The organism is Arthrobacter sp. FB24 (assembly GCF_000196235.1).
Classification (GTDB): Bacteria; Actinomycetota; Actinomycetes; order Actinomycetales; family Micrococcaceae; genus Arthrobacter.
In genome coordinates, this window is the sequence record NC_008541.1 from 3,035,507 (window position 1) to 3,050,888 (window position 15,382).

A 15,382-nucleotide genomic window follows, 5' to 3' on the forward strand; every position below is an offset into this window, starting at 1 on the left:
TTTGCAACCCTTATGGCGAGCCTAACCCTTTAGAAGGCGCTTCGCTGTGGAAGAAAAGACAGAGGATCGGCGTTTTTGCTGGGCGGGTGCACAAACGATTTCTGCGATCGCTTGCCGGAGTCCTGATTCGGGTGCGGCCTCGAGCAGAAGGTTGCCGGACAAGAGTGCCGTGTCGCAGGCGGCGATGTCTGATGGAAGGAAAGCGGAAATCCCTTCCGCCGGCCCGTACCTTTCCCACGCGTCCCGCAGCTGGCGCTCGGGGAAGCGTCCGGCGGCGGAAGCGCGGACTTTGTTCAGAAGCACCTGCGGCGACGCCTGGGGAACCGCAGCTTCAAGCTCAGAAAGGCCCCGGACCAGCCGCGGCACACCAATGGAGTCGGCTGACCCCACAGCGTAAACGGTGTCCGCGAGTTCAAGGCTCCGAAGCGTGGCGGCATTCCTGCGCGGGGCCATGGTGTCAAAACTGAGTTCCTCGTCTGCCTCGAGGCAGAATCCTGTGTCCACAACCGTATAGTCCGCTACTTCACGGGCTTTCTCGAAGACAACGCCAAGGGCGGATGCGCGCAACTCCGTCCAGCGATCCGCGCGTGTGATCCCGGTCAGAACCTGCAGCGTACCCGTCTTCAGGGCGACTGGGGTTGCGACCTTCAGCAGGGCGTCGGCATCCAGTTGGCCCAGATCGGCCAACCGGCAGGCCTGCGCCAACCCCGCAGATTCGTCCAGCAGTCCCAGGACCCCCGCAACACTCGCTCCATAGCTGTCAGCGTCGACCAGGAGGACTGAGTTCCCCGCAGCGGCCAATTCGCCGGCCATGTTGGCTGCCACCAGCGTCCGGCCCGGTGACCCCGCCGGACCCCAGACGCTGATGATCCGGCCTGCACCGGACGGCTCTGCCTGGAAATCATCTCCCGCCCCCGGCAGGGTCCGGATGGCGGCACCAGGGTCAGCGAAACCGCGGTCATCCGCCTGAAACGAGCCGGGAGGGGCCCACTGGGCAACTGCGCCCGAGATCCTGCCTGCCAGTGCCGCCGAGTCCACGCCCGCCGGCGCAACCGTAACGCCGATCGCTGTCAGGCGAGCCGCCTCCGATGCGCTGTCGGTCAACGCAACGATCACGACGCCCACGGCAGTGAGCCGGTCAACAAGCGAAGCCGTCAGTTCGTCGCTTCCTTCGGCGACGACGGCCGCCCGTGCAAGTCCGCTCTGGCAGGCGGCCAGAAGCTCAGTCAGTTCCGAGCACCTCCTCACGACGGTGACCGGTCCATGAAGGCGCTCCAAGCCACCGACCAGGTCCTCGCGGGATTGCCCGACCGTGACTACCGGAATGCTCATGAGGTTCCACCGCCCGGGTTCCAGACGACCGATATCTTGGCCTTGTTCGCCTGCGCTCCCAACAGCCTCGGCATCTGCTCGTCAGTGACGAGCACCATGACCACGGTAGACCGGGAAGACCCCAGCGCCGTCGAGCCGGGAGTGACCTCGGCGATCTCGGCGCCGGGAAGCAGTAGCTTCGGCTCGCTGAACCCGTTTCGCGCATCCGGAAGCGCCACCCAGGCGTCCACCCGCGAGCCGGCAGCCACTTGCTCCGGCAGGGCTTCGTCGATGGTGATTGCGACCGGCTTGCGGTTTAGTGCATCGGGCTTGCCGAGGCTGTCCCGCGGGACCAACTGGTCCGGGCCGATCCGCTGTACCGCAACCATGCCGTCGGGAAGCCCGGCTTCCGCAGTGACGTAGTGCCCTTCGACGTCACCGAGCCTGACTTTTACCCGGTTGACGTTCTCAGCCGTGAGTCTCTCCCCCACGGCGATCGGCCCTTTTGCCGCATAGACCTCGGTGGTCTGGTCGGCCGCGCCCACCAACGACACAACACCGGCCACGGACGCCAGAACCAGCAGGAGTCCGAGCAGGAGCCGGGGATCCTTCCAGGAAGGCTTCTTCAGCCTGACTGCCGTCGTCGTCGTGCTTGCGCTCACGTACTGCTCCCCCCATCGTTGCCGGCCGGGCTGGTTCGTGCGCCGGACTCCCTCATTGTTACGGCAAAACGGCCGGATCGAAAGTCATAAGGCCAAGCAACGCCAAACTGTGGATAACCGCATCATTCGGCACCAATAGTGGCAAAATGGTGGCATGCCCCGATTCCTGACCCTCGCAGACGTAGCCGAACAGCTGCAGATCAACTCCCCGGCAGCCTATGCGCTCGTGCGAAGCGGCGAACTCAAGGCCATCCAGGTGGGCGGGCGCGGACAGTGGCGTGTCGAAGAAAAGATGCTGGAACAGTACATTGAAGAGCGCTACGCCGAGGCGGACCGGATGATCCAGCAGGCCAAGTCCAAGTCCGTCTGAGCCAGGAGCTGACGCGTAGGCATCCTACGGCCGCGGATGCATCTCAATGATCACGATCCGCGCCGCGGACGGACCGTAGCGCAGCAAGGGACGAAAACGGTACCGACGCAATCTGGCTGACGTTGGCGGCGCGGCGGGCTTCTCCGGGCCGGGTTAAGGCCAGATCGAAATAGTCCCGGCCCACGCGGTCTATGACCCCGCTTAGCCCCGCCGCTTCCGTGGTGCCGCCGACCAAGACAACTGCTACATCCGCCCTGTCACGTGCCAGGCCTCGAAGTGCGCTGGCCAGTCCCAGTTTCCGCCTGACGGATGACGGCTCCGACACTGCGAGCCTGCCCAGGCCGTGGTAGCGGGACGCCGCTGCAAACGGAATCAACACTTGGTGATGATGGTCGTTGAGGAGCAGGCTCTCTGCCCCGACGTGGCTCAACGTTCCCTCGAACGCGTTGCCGGAAGCCAGATGGACCGCCACCCTGAGCCCAAGGGATCCGCGAAGTCTGTCCGCCAACTCTATGCCCGCGACGTCCGCCCGCGACCGCTCGGCGATTTCCGATTCAAGCTCCAAGCGGTCAACTGAGGCCAGCTGCGCCTCCATGTCCTCAAACAAGGCATCCCATCGCATGCCGCAAATCTAGGCCGGTGCCGCCCAGCGGTCAATTCAGGGCCAGCCCGGACACCAAAAAAACAAATCACTGGACAAAAATCGAAACTCAGGGTCAAACTAGATTTATTGACATCAAACAGTATCAAACAGCATCAAACAAAGTTGGGAGCGAGGTCATGGTGGTTTCACGCGGCAGGGTGCTGGGCTCGGACGCAACCCTCGCGGTGGCGATTCTGCTCCTTGGCTTCTTTCTGGCGGCAACCGGGGCCTCGCTTATGGAGCGCTGGCAGCGGTCATCTGCAAAAGCCCAGTCCCTGGGCTTCGAAGACCTGCTCGGATTTGTCGTCAACGCCGCAGGACTCATCGTCGTCACCTGGTGGGTCCTGTCCATGCTGTCAGCATTTGCGTCCGCCGCCCTCGAGCGTGCCGGACGCAACCGGGCTGCGGCGGTCACCGGAAAGTTCAGTCCGGCCTTCATGCGCAGACTCGCCCTCGCCGCAGTCGGAGTACAACTATTGGGCGCGCCGCTTGCCCATGCAGCGGCGGATCCGGCGGACCCTCGGTGGAGTCCAACGTCCAATCCGGCCACCGCAGCGGTTTGGACCCCTACCGGACAGCCGGCTGAAGGCCGCGCCGCCGTTATGTCCGCCTTGTCTGCAGTCTCCACATCCGTTGAGGGCGTGGATCCACGCTGGAAACCGAATGCACCCCACGTGTCCCCGGGCCCCCTGGCGGCACAACCTTCTAGGTCCGCCCGCCAGCAACCTGTCGATGACCGCGGGCACGTCACCGTGGTGGCCGGGGACTCTCTGTGGAGCATTGCAGCCAGGCAGCTGGGCGGGTCCCAGGCATCCGATCTCGAAATCGCCTTGGAATGGCCGCGATGGTATGAGGCCAACAGGGCTGCCATAGGAGACAACCCCAATTCACTTCTCCCGGGACAGGTCCTCCGGCCTCCATCCGGATCGTAGATCCGCAGCCGGCCACAGCTATCAGATATCCGTCATCAATCAGAGGAAGCATCATGAGCGCATTGCACCTGGTCCCCACATCTCCCGCGTTGGAACGACCGGCGGCCGGTGACCAGCCAGCCCGCCGGCTGGCAGCAGTCCCGGCCGCCGGCAGCCCTGCCCCGCGTCAGCACACGGCCGGCACGCCGCCAACGCCTCGGCCGGGTGACCCGGGTGACGCCACCAAGAACGGGCGGGCCCTGCAGATAGTGAGCGAGAACAAGGAGGTCTGCGCAATTACCCGCGGTACCGTCCAGGCCGCCATCGAAGTGCTGGCAGGAACACGTCCCATCCAGCAACTCTCCCGAAGGCTTGATCAGCGGTGCCTGGCCTCACTCCAGCACCGCGCGGCGCTGACCCGTCGGCTGGCGGCGGGACCCTCACCCACGGCAGGACGCCTGCACCGTAATCCCGCAGTCAGATCGGTCCGCGCCTGCGAAGTCGCGTCCGGAGTCTACGAGGCAAGTGCCGTAGTAGTGGATGAACTAAGGGTCCGCGCAGTCGCCGTGCGGCTTGAGCGCAGCAATCAGGTATGGCGGATCACGGCTCTGGAGATCGGCTGAGGCATCGTCCCGTTTGCACCGCCCTCATTCCTGGCGTTCAGGCACCAGCGGATGCAGGTGGGGACCGGAACAACTGTTCCGGTCCCCACCTGTGATCTAGCCTGCTGCCGCTAAAGCGCCACTAATTTTTTCTAGCGCTTCTTCTTTTTCGGGGCCGGCTTCCGGGCGCCGTCCTGGGCAGCCTTCGCCGGATTTCCCGAACGCCCCGACGACCTGCCTTCGACGCGGGTCTGGCTGGCGCCGTCTTCGCCCGGAGCAGTGTATTGCAGCTGTGCGGGCTTCTCCGGTGCTTCCAGTCCTGCTGCATGGATCTGTGGCTCATGGTGTTCTGTATGTTCCCCGGCGCCGTCGGCCACGACGACGTCCTCAGCGGGGGTCACCTCAACCTCAAGGTTGAACAGGAAGCCGACGCTCTCCTCCCTGATGGCCTCCATCATGGCCTGGAACATTATGAATCCCTCGCGCTGGTATTCAACGAGCGGGTCACGCTGGGCCATGGCTCGAAGGCCGATGCCCTCCTTGAGGTAGTCCATCTCGTAGAGATGCTCCTGCCACTTCCGGCCGATCACGGACAGAACCACGCGGCGCTCGAGTTCGCGCATGCTCTCGGACCCGATGGCCTGTTCCCTGGCCTGGTATACCAGCCGGGCGTCGGAAAGAATCTCTTCCTTCAGGAAGTCCACGGTGATGCGGGACTTGCCGCCGGCCTCGTCGATGACGTCGTGGGATGTAACGCTGACCGGGTAGAGGGTCTTGAGGTTCGTCCAGAGTTGGTTGAAGTCCCAGTCGTCCCCGGTGCCCTCGGAGGTTGCTGCGTCGATGAGGGCAGTGATGGTGTCTTCGAGGAAGAACTGAACTTTCTCGTGCAGGTCGTCGCCTTCGAGGATACGGCGGCGGTCCCCATAGATGGCTTCGCGCTGGCGGTTGAGGACGTCATCGTACTTAAGGACGTTCTTGCGCTGTTCCGCGTTGCGGCCTTCAACCTGGCCCTGCGCAGAGGCTATGGCACGCGAAACGAGCTTCGATTCGAGCGCGACGTCGTCGGGAACGGAACTGTTCATAAGCCGTTCGGCCGCACCCGAATTGAACAGGCGCATCAGGTCATCCGTCAAGGAGAGGTAGAACCGCGACTCGCCGGGGTCGCCCTGGCGTCCTGAACGTCCGCGGAGCTGGTTGTCGATCCGCCGGGACTCGTGTCGTTCGGTTCCGAGGACATAGAGCCCGCCCAATTCCAGTACTTCCTCGTGTTCGTCCTTCACCGCCTGCTTGGCGGCCTCGAACGCCGCGGGCCACGCGGCCTCGTACTCTTCTGAGTTTTCTTCCGGATCCAGGCCTTTGGCCGCCAACTCGGCGACGGCAGTGAATTCTGCGTTTCCGCCCAGCATGATGTCCGTACCTCGACCGGCCATGTTCGTGGCGACCGTCACCGCTCCCTTACGGCCGGCCTGCGCGACGATCGCGGCTTCACGGGCGTGGTTTTTCGCGTTAAGGACCTCGTGGCGGATGCCTTCCTTGGCCAGCAGCCGGGAGAGGTATTCACTCTTCTCCACGCTGGTGGTTCCCACGAGGACGGGCTGCCCTTTTTCATGCCGCTCGGCAATGTCCTTGACGACGGCGTCGAATTTGACGGCCTCGTTCTTGTAGACGAGGTCAGGCTGGTCAATGCGCTGCATGTCGCGGTTGGTGGGGATGGCCACCACGCCGAGCTTGTACGTGCTCATGAACTCGGCGGCTTCGGTCTCGGCTGTGCCGGTCATGCCGGAAAGCTTGTTGTACATGCGGAAGTAGTTCTGCAGCGTGACCGTGGCGAGGGTCTGGTTCTCCGCTTTGATCTCGACGCCTTCCTTGGCCTCGATCGCCTGGTGCATGCCCTCGTTGTAACGCCGGCCCGCGAGGATGCGGCCGGTGTGCTCGTCAACAATAAGCACTTCGCCGTCGAGGATGACGTAGTCCTTGTCCCGCTTGAAGAGTTCCTTGGCCTTGATGGCATTGTTCAGGAAGCCGATCAGCGGGGTGTTGGCGGACTCGTAGAGGTTGTGAATGCCCAGGTAGTCCTCGACCTTCTCGATCCCGCCCTCGAGCACGCCTACGGTGCGCTTCTTTTCGTCGACTTCGTAGTCTTCATCGGGCTTGAGCCGGGTGACTACCTTGGCAAATTCGCTGTACCAGCGGTTGGTGTCACCCTGGGCCGGACCGGAAATGATAAGCGGGGTGCGGGCCTCATCGATGAGGATGGAGTCCACTTCGTCAACAATTGCGAAGTGGTGGCCGCGCTGGACGAGCTCGGACTTGTCCCAGGCCATGTTGTCGCGCAGGTAGTCGAACCCGAATTCGTTGTTTGTGCCATAGGTGATGTCCGCGGCGTACTGCTCGCGGCGCACGGCAGGGTCCTGGTTGGACAGGATGCAGCCGCTGGTCAGGCCGAGAAAGCGGTAGACCCGGCCCATGAGGTCCGACTGGTATTCAGCCAGGTAGTCGTTCACGGTGATCACGTGCACCCCGTTGCCGGTGAGTGCGTTCAGGTAGGCCGGAGCGGTGGCTACGAGGGTTTTGCCTTCACCGGTCTTCATTTCGGCGATATTGCCCAGGTGCAGGGCCGCGCCGCCCATCAGCTGGACGTCGAAGTGGCGCATGCCCAGGGTTCGGGAGGAGGCTTCACGGACCGCCGCGAAGGCCTCGGGCAGGAGGTCGTCCAGCTTCTCGCCGTCCTGGTGGCGTTCACGCAGCCGGTCGGTTTCTTCGCGCAGTTCGGCGTCGGTGAAAGTCTGGAAGGAGCTTTCCAGGGCATTGATGGAATCGGCATAGTTCCGCAGTTGCCTCAGGGTTTTTTTGTCACCCGTGCGGAGAAGTTTTTCGATAAGTGATGCCACGTGAAGTTGCTCCCAGTCTCAAGCTGCCGAATTCTGGCGTGTTCAGTCTACGGGAGAGACACAGGGCCGGTTACGCCTGTTCCCTCTCAGCGGATACACCGCTCCCTGCTCCGGACACGGCGTCTGCGAGCGCCGGTGCCAGGTCTCCTTTCCGGGACACAACAACCCGGTCCAGTTCCAACCACTCTGCCATGAGCTGCAGTTCCGCGGCGAGTTCGACGGCGGTGTCGGCGGGCGCCCCGGGCTCCGCGTGGACAGCCTTCGCCAGCAGGAGGCCGTTGGATCGGTCCGCTTTCAGGTCGATGCGGGCCACGATCCCGTCGCGTAGCAGGAAGGGAAGCACGTAATAGCCGTAGCGGCGTTTCGGCTCGGGGGTGTAGATCTCCAGGCGGTAGTGGAAGTCGAACAGGGCTTCAAGGCGCCGCCGCTCAAAGACCAGTGAGTCGAAGGGGCTCAGCAGTGCGCGTCCGGTGGCTGTACGCGGCAGTTTCGCCTCGGCGTGCCGGAAGAGGGGGTTGTCCCAGCCGGCCACGCTGACTGGCACCAGCCTTCCGGTTTCGACGAGGTGGTCCACTGCCAGGGCTGACGCACGCATCGGCGTCCGGAAGTAGTCGGCGAAGCACCGGAGCGTGCCGATCCCGTGCGCCCGGGCGGCGGCATCGATGAGGCGCACCAGCGCAGCCGCCTTGTCCGCCCCTGCGTCGGGAACGTCCGGCGCTGCGCCGGGCCGTTCGGGCAGGATCTTGGCGGTGAGGGTGTAGCGCCGTTCGAAGGATTCCGTGCGGGACGCGGCCGAGATGAGGCCCGCTTCGAAGAGGTGCTCCAGGACCCGTTTGACGGCGTTCCAGTTCCACCCCCAGTTGTCCTGCTGCCGGTCCTCCACATGACCCAGGTGGGCGGTGAGTTCGGCGGCAGTCATCGGCCGTCCGGCGGCCAGCGCCTCAAGCACCCGGGCGGCGACATCGCTCCGTACCTCGGGGTCCATGGAGTGCGCTCCCACCCACTTCCGGCTTTGCCACAGGACCAGGTCCTGGAAATGGTCCGGACGGATAAAGCTCGCCTCGTGGGCCCAGTACTCCATCATGCGGCGCGGGTGGGTGCCCGCCATTCGCTGGAGGATGGCGCTGTCGTAGTTCCCCAGGCGGGAGAAGAACGGCAGGTAATGGCTCCGCGACAGCACATTGACGGAGTCGATCTGGACGAGGTGGAGGCGGGCAAAAGTACGGCCCACCGCCCGTGATGTCACGGGTCCGGCGGGCCGTACTTTGTCCAATCCCTGGGCTGCCAGTGCGATCCGCCGCGCCTGTTTGAGGCTCAGCACTTCCTGCACGTCAGTCCCTTCGTTGGATGGTCAGCTCCAGCTTATGCGCTGGCTGGCTCATCCTCGGATCGGTACGCGAGAATCTTCTCTTCCAGCGGAGCCACACCCGGTTCGCAGGTCTGGTCAAGGGAGATCACCCCGTAGGTCCAACCGTCGCGGCGGTAGACGACGGACGGCGCTTTGGTTTCCTTATCGACAAACAGGTAGAAGTCGTGGCCCACGAGTTCCATGTTGTCGACGGCGTCGTCGAGCGTGAGTGATGCCGCCGGAAACACCTTGCGGCGGATCAGGACAGGCGAATCCCCCGCCGGGATGTCGTTGTCGACGTCGTACGGCGACTTTTCGACCGGTGCGGCCTGGGGCTCCTGATGGTTGCTTGCCTCCACGTACAGAGGCTCGGTGGTGCTGGCCGGCTCAAGGCTGGCTGTTGCCTCGGTGACCGACTTGGGGGTGTGCCGGCCATGGTGGACCTTCTTGCGGTCTTTGGCCCGGCGCAGGCGTTCAAGAAGCTTGTTGTAAGCGAGATCGAACGCGGCGAACTTGTCGGCGGCGCTGGCCTCTGCTCGAATGACGGGGCCCCGGCCCAAGACAGTCAGCTCAACCGTGAGCAATTCTGCGGTCTGGCGGGCCTTAGTCTCCTTTGAGACCTTCGCGTCCACCCGTTGGACCTTGTCTCCCAGCGATGCGATCTTTGAGATCTTCTCGTCGGCGTATTCGCGGAAGCGGTCTGAAACCGTCAAATTCCGTCCGCTGATCATGAACTCCATGGTGCCCTCCAAATGACTTCGGTGACACGACGGCGGCACTTCCCGGGGCCGATCTGACTGACAGTCGAGCCCCTTTCCGAGCCGCTATCGACAGGTACAACTGATCTTGGTACCCACAACCGACGTTAGTTCATCGCTACCCGTTATTCACCTTTTCTTCGTTTATTTTTTTCAAAGTCGGGCGCCCATCACTGCGGTGGCACCGGGAACGGCCGGTGGATCCGCAACGTCCGGCGGGCGTGTCGCCGCAAGTACGACGGCGCCCAGTACGACGCCCCCTGCCTGATGTACGGCCCGCGCTGCTTCCGCCAGCGTGGCCCCCGTGGTCAGCACGTCATCCACGATGATGCAGGGGCATCCCCGGATGTCAGGCGCGAGGAACGCCGGCCTTGCCCGCATGGAACCCCGGACACGTTTGGCACGGGCGCCTCGTCCGAGTCCTTTTTGCCCTCCCGCCATGGCGTGGGCGGCAGCCAGCACCTGGAGCCGTTCGGGCAGGGCAGCGGCCGACCATGGCCACTGTCCGAAGGTCCCTCCCTTGCGCAGCGCATCGGCTGGGCGCCCTCCGCCGAGGCGGCCGCTGCGGTCCAGATTCCGCAACAAAAGGTGCACGGGGCTGAAACCCCGCCTCCTGAACGCGCTGTTGGTGGTGGGTACGGGTATCAGGCAGACTCCATGCGTCGTGCCGGCAGCCACTGTGATCGCCCTCCCAAGCGCCTTCGACAGCACCGATTCAAGCTGGCGCTGGCCGTATTTCTTGAACGACAGCACAGCCTGGGCGAGCTCCTCCCGATAGACCCCGGCGGCCACGACGGGAAGAATAACCGAACCGTTCACATCCATCAGGGCGGGTGCCTGCCCTTCGGCGCGGAACGGCGTCCGCGTGAGCAGGCGCAGCGCCCGCTCACAGTGTCCGCATAGCGAGAAGTCTTCCGACCCGCAGCAGACGCACTCCACGGGTGCGGCGAGGGCCAACAGTTCGCGGCCAGCCTCCGCTGCACGGTCCGCGGCCCGCAGCCACCACCGTACATAATCGCTGCGGTGTCTTGCCGCCGCCGGCGCAGGCGGCTCGAGATCGGGATCGGGGCTTCTTGTCACAGACCAAGCCTGCCCGACGGGGTATCCCTGCGGGAGCCCGCTGTTCGACTATGTGGGCCCGGCGCTTATGTGGATAAAGTGTGGCCAGTACAACCTGCCCGCACGGCGCGGTGCAGGCCCCTGTGTCAGCCCGGGAATGACGGGTCCACGGGCCCTTTCAGCTGGGGCGACCAACCATTTCCGAGGCGCTGGAAGATACCGTCGGCGGACTGCCCGAAGATTTCCTCGGGTCCGTTGCCGGCGCTGATCGCGGTGAGCCCGGGCCAGGGCGCCAGTTGCTGCGGCTGCGTTGCTGCCAGGGAGAGCAATTCCGGGGTGACGTTGTCAGTGGCCGATGCCTTCATGACGGCTACCGTCGTGTCACTGACCCAGACCCCCTGGTCCGGTTCCCGGTCCGTCAGGAGCGTCGTTGGGGCGGTGAGGTCACGGGGGGTCCCGTCAGCATTGCGTACGATTCCGGTCACCTGCACGCGGGTCTTCCCGTTCTGCTCGGAAATCACGAGAGCCCGCACCCCCTCGCGCGATACGCGGAATTCTTTGACGGTGCGTCCGGCGAGCCAGGCCGGCGCCAGCGTGACAGTGGGCATGGCCGCGGCTTCAGCAACGTTCGTGGGGCGGTAGGCAAGCACTTCCGTTGCCCCGTTGGCCCCGGGCCCGGCAGTCCAGACCCAATCCTGCTGCCCGAACGACGGATGGGTGAGGGTGGAGCGGGTTGTCAGTGCCCGGGCCGGCTGGCCCGGCACGATCGAGTACAGGGTCGTCCGGCTGTTGTTGAGGAACGCCACCGACTGCGAAACGGGCGATTCGGCAGGGGAAACCGGCCCGAGGGCTCCTACGGACTGAATGTCCGGCAACGGCGAAATGCGGTTGTTCTCGTATCGGACCAGTTGGCCGTCATTCACGGCGATCTGGCGGGCCGGGACGTTCTTGTCCCTGACCGGAGGCAGCACGGAGCCGTTGTCCTCGACCCGGACCAGGTCCTGGTTTGCCCGGAGTTCGACGTTGACGACGTCCGGCTGGCCACGGAAGGTGAGAGCCAGCTGGGTCTGCATCCTCAGCCTGTCCTCGCTGGAGGCTTCGACGAGTTCCTTTGCCGACAGGTCCACCTGGGCTGCGCCCGAGACTACCGGTACAGACTCCCGCGTCAGCTTCATTCCGGACGGAAAGGCGCTAACTACGGCGCCCTTGAGATACGGGGCAGGTCCGCTGAGCAAGGCGCTGGTCATGGCTTTGACCGTTTTCTTCTTGTTGAACCATCTGACGTCCGGCACTGCGTAGGTGAAGCCGGGATCGTAGAAGTAGATGGGGTAGGCGCCGTAAATCACCTTGAATGTCTGCTCGGGGATGGCAATTCCGTCAGGGATTGCGGAGATGCGCCACTGACCGTCCACCTGCGTCAGCGTGACAGGAATGTTTTCCTTGGTGCCTTCGGGGAACTGCGTCGCGATCCCGTCTGCATCGACTGAGTAGGCAACGTCCAGTTCGTAGTTGAAGACATTTTCCACACCGGTCCGGACCACCCTGGTTGAGCGGAAAACGAGTGTGCGCTGGTCCGGCTTCCAGGCAACGGAGGCTGCCTGCGTCAGGTATTCCCTGGCAACGGCGTAGTCGTCCTCGTAGCCGCTGCCGGCGAGGTAGAAGTCTTCAATGACGGACTCCGGTCCGGCTCCTTCGCGTGGTGCCACCGGAAAGAAAACGGGCGCGTTGTTGGGCTTGCCGGCGCTCTCATCGGTACTTTTTCCCACCGGCCCCGAGCGCGGGATCTGTGCGCAGGAGGTCAGCAGCAGGAGCAGTAGCGTCATCAGGGCAAGGGCCGCGTTGCGCAACTTTGACGGGGTGCCGGTCATTTTGTTTCTTCCCTGCCCGCGGCCGGCTGTGCGTGCGGCGGGGCGGGCGCATCCGTCGAATCCGCGGGCGATGCAGCGGTTTCCAGGAGCAACATCGTGCCCTGCCCCGATCCGCCAGGCAATTCGACGTCGGCCGGTTCGAGCTGTAGCGGCGATTTGGAGATTGCTTCGCCCTGCCTCAGCGGAAGTGTCAGCCTGAAGTTTGATCCGGTTCCCTTGCTGCCCCAGGCCTGAAGCCATCCGTTGTGGAGCTTCGTGTCTTCCGCGGCGATGGACAGGCCCAGCCCGCTGCCGCCCGTGGTTCGCGCCCGGGCGGGGTCGGCCCGCCAGAAACGGTCAAAGACCCTTGCCGCCTCGGACTGCGTCATTCCGATGCCGTGGTCGCGGACGGCGACGGCGACGGCGGATTCATTTGCCGCTACCGAAATATTGACCGGATTCCCTTCGCTGTGCTCCAGCGCGTTGAGCACCAGGTTGCGAAGGATCCGCTCGATGCGCCGGTCGTCCATCTCCACCACGATGCTCTCATCCCGCGAATTAATGGTGACCTGCGAACCGTATTCGGCTGCGACGGGTCCTGCGTCTTCGACGACTTTCGCCACGAGTTGCAGGATATCGGTGGGTTCGGCGTCGAGCATGGCCACACCTGCATCGAAGCGGGAAATTTCCAGGAGATCAGCGAGCAGGGACTGGAAGCGCTCAACCTGGTTGTAGAGCAGCTCGGCCGAGCGCTTGTTGATGGGGTCGAAATCATGCCGTGCGTCGTACAGGACCTCGGCGGCCATCCGCACGGTCGTCAGGGGCGTGCGAAGTTCGTGGGACACATCGGAGACGAAGCGCTGCTGCATCTGGGACAGAGTCGCCAGCTGGGTGATTTGTTCCTGGAGGCTGGCAGCCATGTGGTTGAACGACGCGCCCAGCCGCGCCACCTCGTCCTCGCCTTTGACTACCATCCGCTCCTGGAGCTGCCCGGCCGCCAGTTTCTCCGAGACCACCGCGGCATGGCTGACCGGGCTGACCACGTTCCGGGTCACGTACCAGGCAATGGCACCGATGATCAGGACCAGTACCGCTCCGCCGGCGAGCAGGACGTTCTGTATCTCGTCCAGCGTTTTCTGCGCGGTGTTCAGGTCGTAAATGAGGTACAGCTCGTACACAGTGCCGTTAAATGTGACTTTGTTGCCCACGGCGATGCCCGGACGGTCTTCGGTACCCACCGGGAACTCCGTGGATGCCCAAAACTGGTCCTTTCCGGACTCCTGAACCGCCTTCCGCAGCTCGGGCGGAATGACACTGACCGTGAGCTGGTCCGACGCCCGCGATTCGACCCAGCGGTTGCGGGGTTTGGTCTGTTCCGGCATCGCCTCGAACACATACCGGCGCTGGATGACGTTTCCGCGGCCCTCCACGGCATTCAGGGTGTCGTACACCAGTGTGATCACGCTGGACTGGTCGGTGACCTGGGCGCCGTCGAACGTGTCCTGGACCTGCTTGACGTTGTACAGAGTCTCCGACTCCGCCTGGGCAAGCCGTTCCTGGAACAGGTTGTTGGCGATCTGGTTCGACAGGTAGGCCCCGACCACTGCGAACGAGCCGATCGAGAGCAGAAGCGTGGTGAGGACTGTGCGGAACTGCAGGGAACGGCGCCAGCGCCGATGAAGGGCCCGCAGCAGGAACCTGACACCGGGCAGGAGCCGGAGCAAGCCGGTCCGGACGAGCCTCGCGACCCGCAGTCCCACGATCCGGGCACGGCGAAGCCAAATGCGGGTCCGGAACGGCAGGTCGGAAAATACGCCGGCCATTGCATCCGTATGCTCCGGAGCGCCGTGTGAGTGGGCGTGTTCCGTCTTTTGGGGGCGGGCTACCTCCGGCTCACTGCCGGCTTCGCCGCGGGACGGTTCAGGAACCTGCTTTGTAGCCGACACCACGGACCGTCAAAACTACTTCGGGGGCTTCGGGGTCCCGCTCGATTTTCGACCTCAGCCGCTGGACATGGACGTTGACGAGGCGCGTGTCTGCCGCGTGCCGGTATCCCCAGACCTGCTCCAGGAGCAACTCTCGGGTGAAGACCTGCCACGGCTTCCGCGCAAGGGCAACGAGCAGGTCGAATTCGAGGGGTGTCAGCGAAATTCGTTCGTCGTTCCGGCTCACCAGGTGGCCGGCCACGTCAATGGTGATGTCGGCGATGCGGAGGGTCTCAGGGGCCTTTTGATCTCCGGGCCGGAGCCTGGCCCTGACACGGGCCACCAGTTCCGCCGGCTTAAACGGTTTGGGCACATAGTCGTCAGCACCGGACTCCAGTCCTCGGACCACGTCCGAGGTATCGGACTTGGCGGTGAGCATAACGATGGGTGAATCCGACTCGGCGCGGATCTGCCTGCACACTTCGATGCCGTCCATGCCCGGGAGCATCAGGTCCAGAAGCACAAGATCCGGTTTTGAGGATCGGAAAACTTCCAGCGCCTGCCCGCCGTCGGCGCAAAAGACCGGCTCGAAGCCGTCATTGCGCAAGACAATCCCGATCATCTCGGCCAGCGCCTCGTCATCGTCCACTACCAGAATGCGTGCCTTCATAGTTATATATTCGCCTATTGAATGGGCTTTGTCCCGTTGAGGGCCGACACGGCATGGCGCGGACACTGCCGCCAGGGAAGCACGCCGGGAGGGCGCTGTGACGCCACAGCCGGAAGAATCAGCCGGAAGCTATGAGGCTTGCGGCCAAAACTATAGGCTGGGAGCGGGCCGGACAGTGCAAACCACAACCGGCCCGGAGCGCCTGGCGGAAGCGGTGGCCGGTCAGCTCGCGGACAGCGTCTTTTGGGGAGGAACAGGTTGTCAGAGCAGGATCCGAACGTGCCGTCCCGGGAGGGTCAGCCACAGCCAGTGCAACCACCCGCCTGGGACGCGCCCGCCCAGTGGACCCCACCGCCGACGGCTCCCAGCGGACAGCCTCCCTGGG

13 protein-coding genes are annotated in these 15,382 nt (G+C 64.1%); 3 read left to right on the plus strand and 10 right to left on the minus strand.

Annotation, left to right across the window (positions count from 1 at the left end; genetic code table 11):
* Positions 1-21 precede the first annotated feature (21 nt).
* Complete coding sequence (locus tag ARTH_RS13710; RefSeq protein ID WP_011692540.1) at positions 22-1,332, minus strand: AAA family ATPase; 1,311 nt, start codon at positions 1,330-1,332, stop codon at positions 22-24.
* Entirely contained in the window at positions 1,329-1,973 is a 645-nt protein-coding gene (locus tag ARTH_RS13715; RefSeq protein WP_011692541.1) for an SAF domain-containing protein, read from the minus strand. The genes ARTH_RS13710 and ARTH_RS13715 overlap by 4 nt, the downstream gene beginning before the upstream one ends.
* A gap of 154 nt (positions 1,974-2,127) precedes the next feature.
* Between ARTH_RS13715 and ARTH_RS13720 the strand changes: the two genes are divergently transcribed.
* A complete protein-coding gene (locus ARTH_RS13720) occupies positions 2,128-2,343 on the plus strand; it encodes a helix-turn-helix domain-containing protein (RefSeq protein WP_011692542.1) in 216 nt (71 codons plus the stop codon).
* Positions 2,344-2,386: 43 nt separating this feature from the next.
* Here ARTH_RS13720 and ARTH_RS13725 read toward each other — a convergent pair whose 3' ends face one another.
* Complete coding sequence (locus tag ARTH_RS13725; RefSeq protein WP_011692543.1) at positions 2,387-2,965, minus strand: hypothetical protein; 579 nt, start codon at positions 2,963-2,965, stop codon at positions 2,387-2,389.
* Between the two features lie 158 nt (positions 2,966-3,123).
* On the opposite strand from ARTH_RS13725, the gene ARTH_RS13730 reads away from it, so the two are divergent.
* Both ARTH_RS13730 and ARTH_RS13735 read left to right on the plus strand, forming a co-directional pair.
* Positions 3,124-3,918 carry a LysM peptidoglycan-binding domain-containing protein gene (locus tag ARTH_RS13730; protein ID WP_011692544.1) on the plus strand — a complete coding sequence of 265 codons (795 nt, stop codon included), beginning with the start codon at positions 3,124-3,126 and terminating at the stop codon, positions 3,916-3,918.
* A 53-nt stretch (positions 3,919-3,971) separates the two neighbouring features.
* The gene (locus ARTH_RS13735; RefSeq protein WP_011692545.1) at positions 3,972-4,520 is read left to right on the plus strand and encodes an Rv3235 family protein; all 549 of its coding nucleotides are present in this window, start codon (positions 3,972-3,974) and stop codon (positions 4,518-4,520) included.
* A gap of 131 nt (positions 4,521-4,651) precedes the next feature.
* Here the strand turns inward: ARTH_RS13735 and secA are convergent, their stop codons facing one another.
* From secA to mtrA, 7 genes are all read right to left on the minus strand, one after another.
* Positions 4,652-7,390, minus strand: a complete 2,739-nt coding sequence (secA, locus tag ARTH_RS13740; protein ID WP_011692546.1) for a preprotein translocase subunit SecA — start codon at positions 7,388-7,390, stop codon at positions 4,652-4,654.
* A gap of 70 nt (positions 7,391-7,460) precedes the next feature.
* Positions 7,461-8,720: a winged helix-turn-helix domain-containing protein gene (locus ARTH_RS13745; RefSeq protein WP_011692547.1), complete on the minus strand. Its 1,260-nt coding sequence runs from the start codon at positions 8,718-8,720 to the stop codon at positions 7,461-7,463.
* A gap of 32 nt (positions 8,721-8,752) precedes the next feature.
* A complete protein-coding gene (gene hpf / locus ARTH_RS13750) occupies positions 8,753-9,478 on the minus strand; it encodes a ribosome hibernation-promoting factor, HPF/YfiA family (protein ID WP_011692548.1) in 726 nt (241 codons plus the stop codon).
* 171 nt (positions 9,479-9,649) lie between these two features.
* Positions 9,650-10,576 carry a ComF family protein gene (locus tag ARTH_RS13755; protein ID WP_011692549.1) on the minus strand — a complete coding sequence of 309 codons (927 nt, stop codon included), beginning with the start codon at positions 10,574-10,576 and terminating at the stop codon, positions 9,650-9,652.
* A 125-nt stretch (positions 10,577-10,701) separates the two neighbouring features.
* The gene (locus ARTH_RS13760) at positions 10,702-12,423 is read right to left on the minus strand and encodes an LpqB family beta-propeller domain-containing protein (protein ID WP_011692550.1); all 1,722 of its coding nucleotides are present in this window, start codon (positions 12,421-12,423) and stop codon (positions 10,702-10,704) included.
* Entirely contained in the window at positions 12,420-14,225 is a 1,806-nt protein-coding gene (gene mtrB, locus ARTH_RS13765) for an MtrAB system histidine kinase MtrB (RefSeq protein ID WP_011692551.1), read from the minus strand. The genes ARTH_RS13760 and mtrB overlap by 4 nt, the downstream gene beginning before the upstream one ends.
* A gap of 97 nt (positions 14,226-14,322) precedes the next feature.
* Positions 14,323-14,997: an MtrAB system response regulator MtrA gene (gene mtrA, locus ARTH_RS13770; RefSeq protein ID WP_011692552.1), complete on the minus strand. Its 675-nt coding sequence runs from the start codon at positions 14,995-14,997 to the stop codon at positions 14,323-14,325.
* Between the last annotated feature and the right edge of the window lie 385 nt (positions 14,998-15,382).

Coding starts and splice junctions, on each gene's coding strand:
- ARTH_RS13710 (WP_011692540.1), bottom strand. CDS start 1,332: ATGAGCATTCCGGTAGTCACGGTCGGGCAATCCCGCGAGGACCTGGTC.
- ARTH_RS13720 (WP_011692542.1), top strand. CDS start 2,128: ATGCCCCGATTCCTGACCCTCGCAGACGTAGCCGAACAGCTGCAGATC.
- ARTH_RS13725 (WP_011692543.1), bottom strand. CDS start 2,965: ATGCGATGGGATGCCTTGTTTGAGGACATGGAGGCGCAGCTGGCCTCA.
- ARTH_RS13730 (WP_011692544.1), top strand. CDS start 3,124: ATGGTGGTTTCACGCGGCAGGGTGCTGGGCTCGGACGCAACCCTCGCG.
- ARTH_RS13735 (WP_011692545.1), top strand. CDS start 3,972: ATGAGCGCATTGCACCTGGTCCCCACATCTCCCGCGTTGGAACGACCG.
- hpf (WP_011692548.1), bottom strand. CDS start 9,478: ATGGAGTTCATGATCAGCGGACGGAATTTGACGGTTTCAGACCGCTTC.
- ARTH_RS13760 (WP_011692550.1), bottom strand. CDS start 12,423: ATGACCGGCACCCCGTCAAAGTTGCGCAACGCGGCCCTTGCCCTGATG.
- mtrB (WP_011692551.1), bottom strand. CDS start 14,225: ATGGCCGGCGTATTTTCCGACCTGCCGTTCCGGACCCGCATTTGGCTT.
- mtrA (WP_011692552.1), bottom strand. CDS start 14,997: ATGAAGGCACGCATTCTGGTAGTGGACGATGACGAGGCGCTGGCCGAG.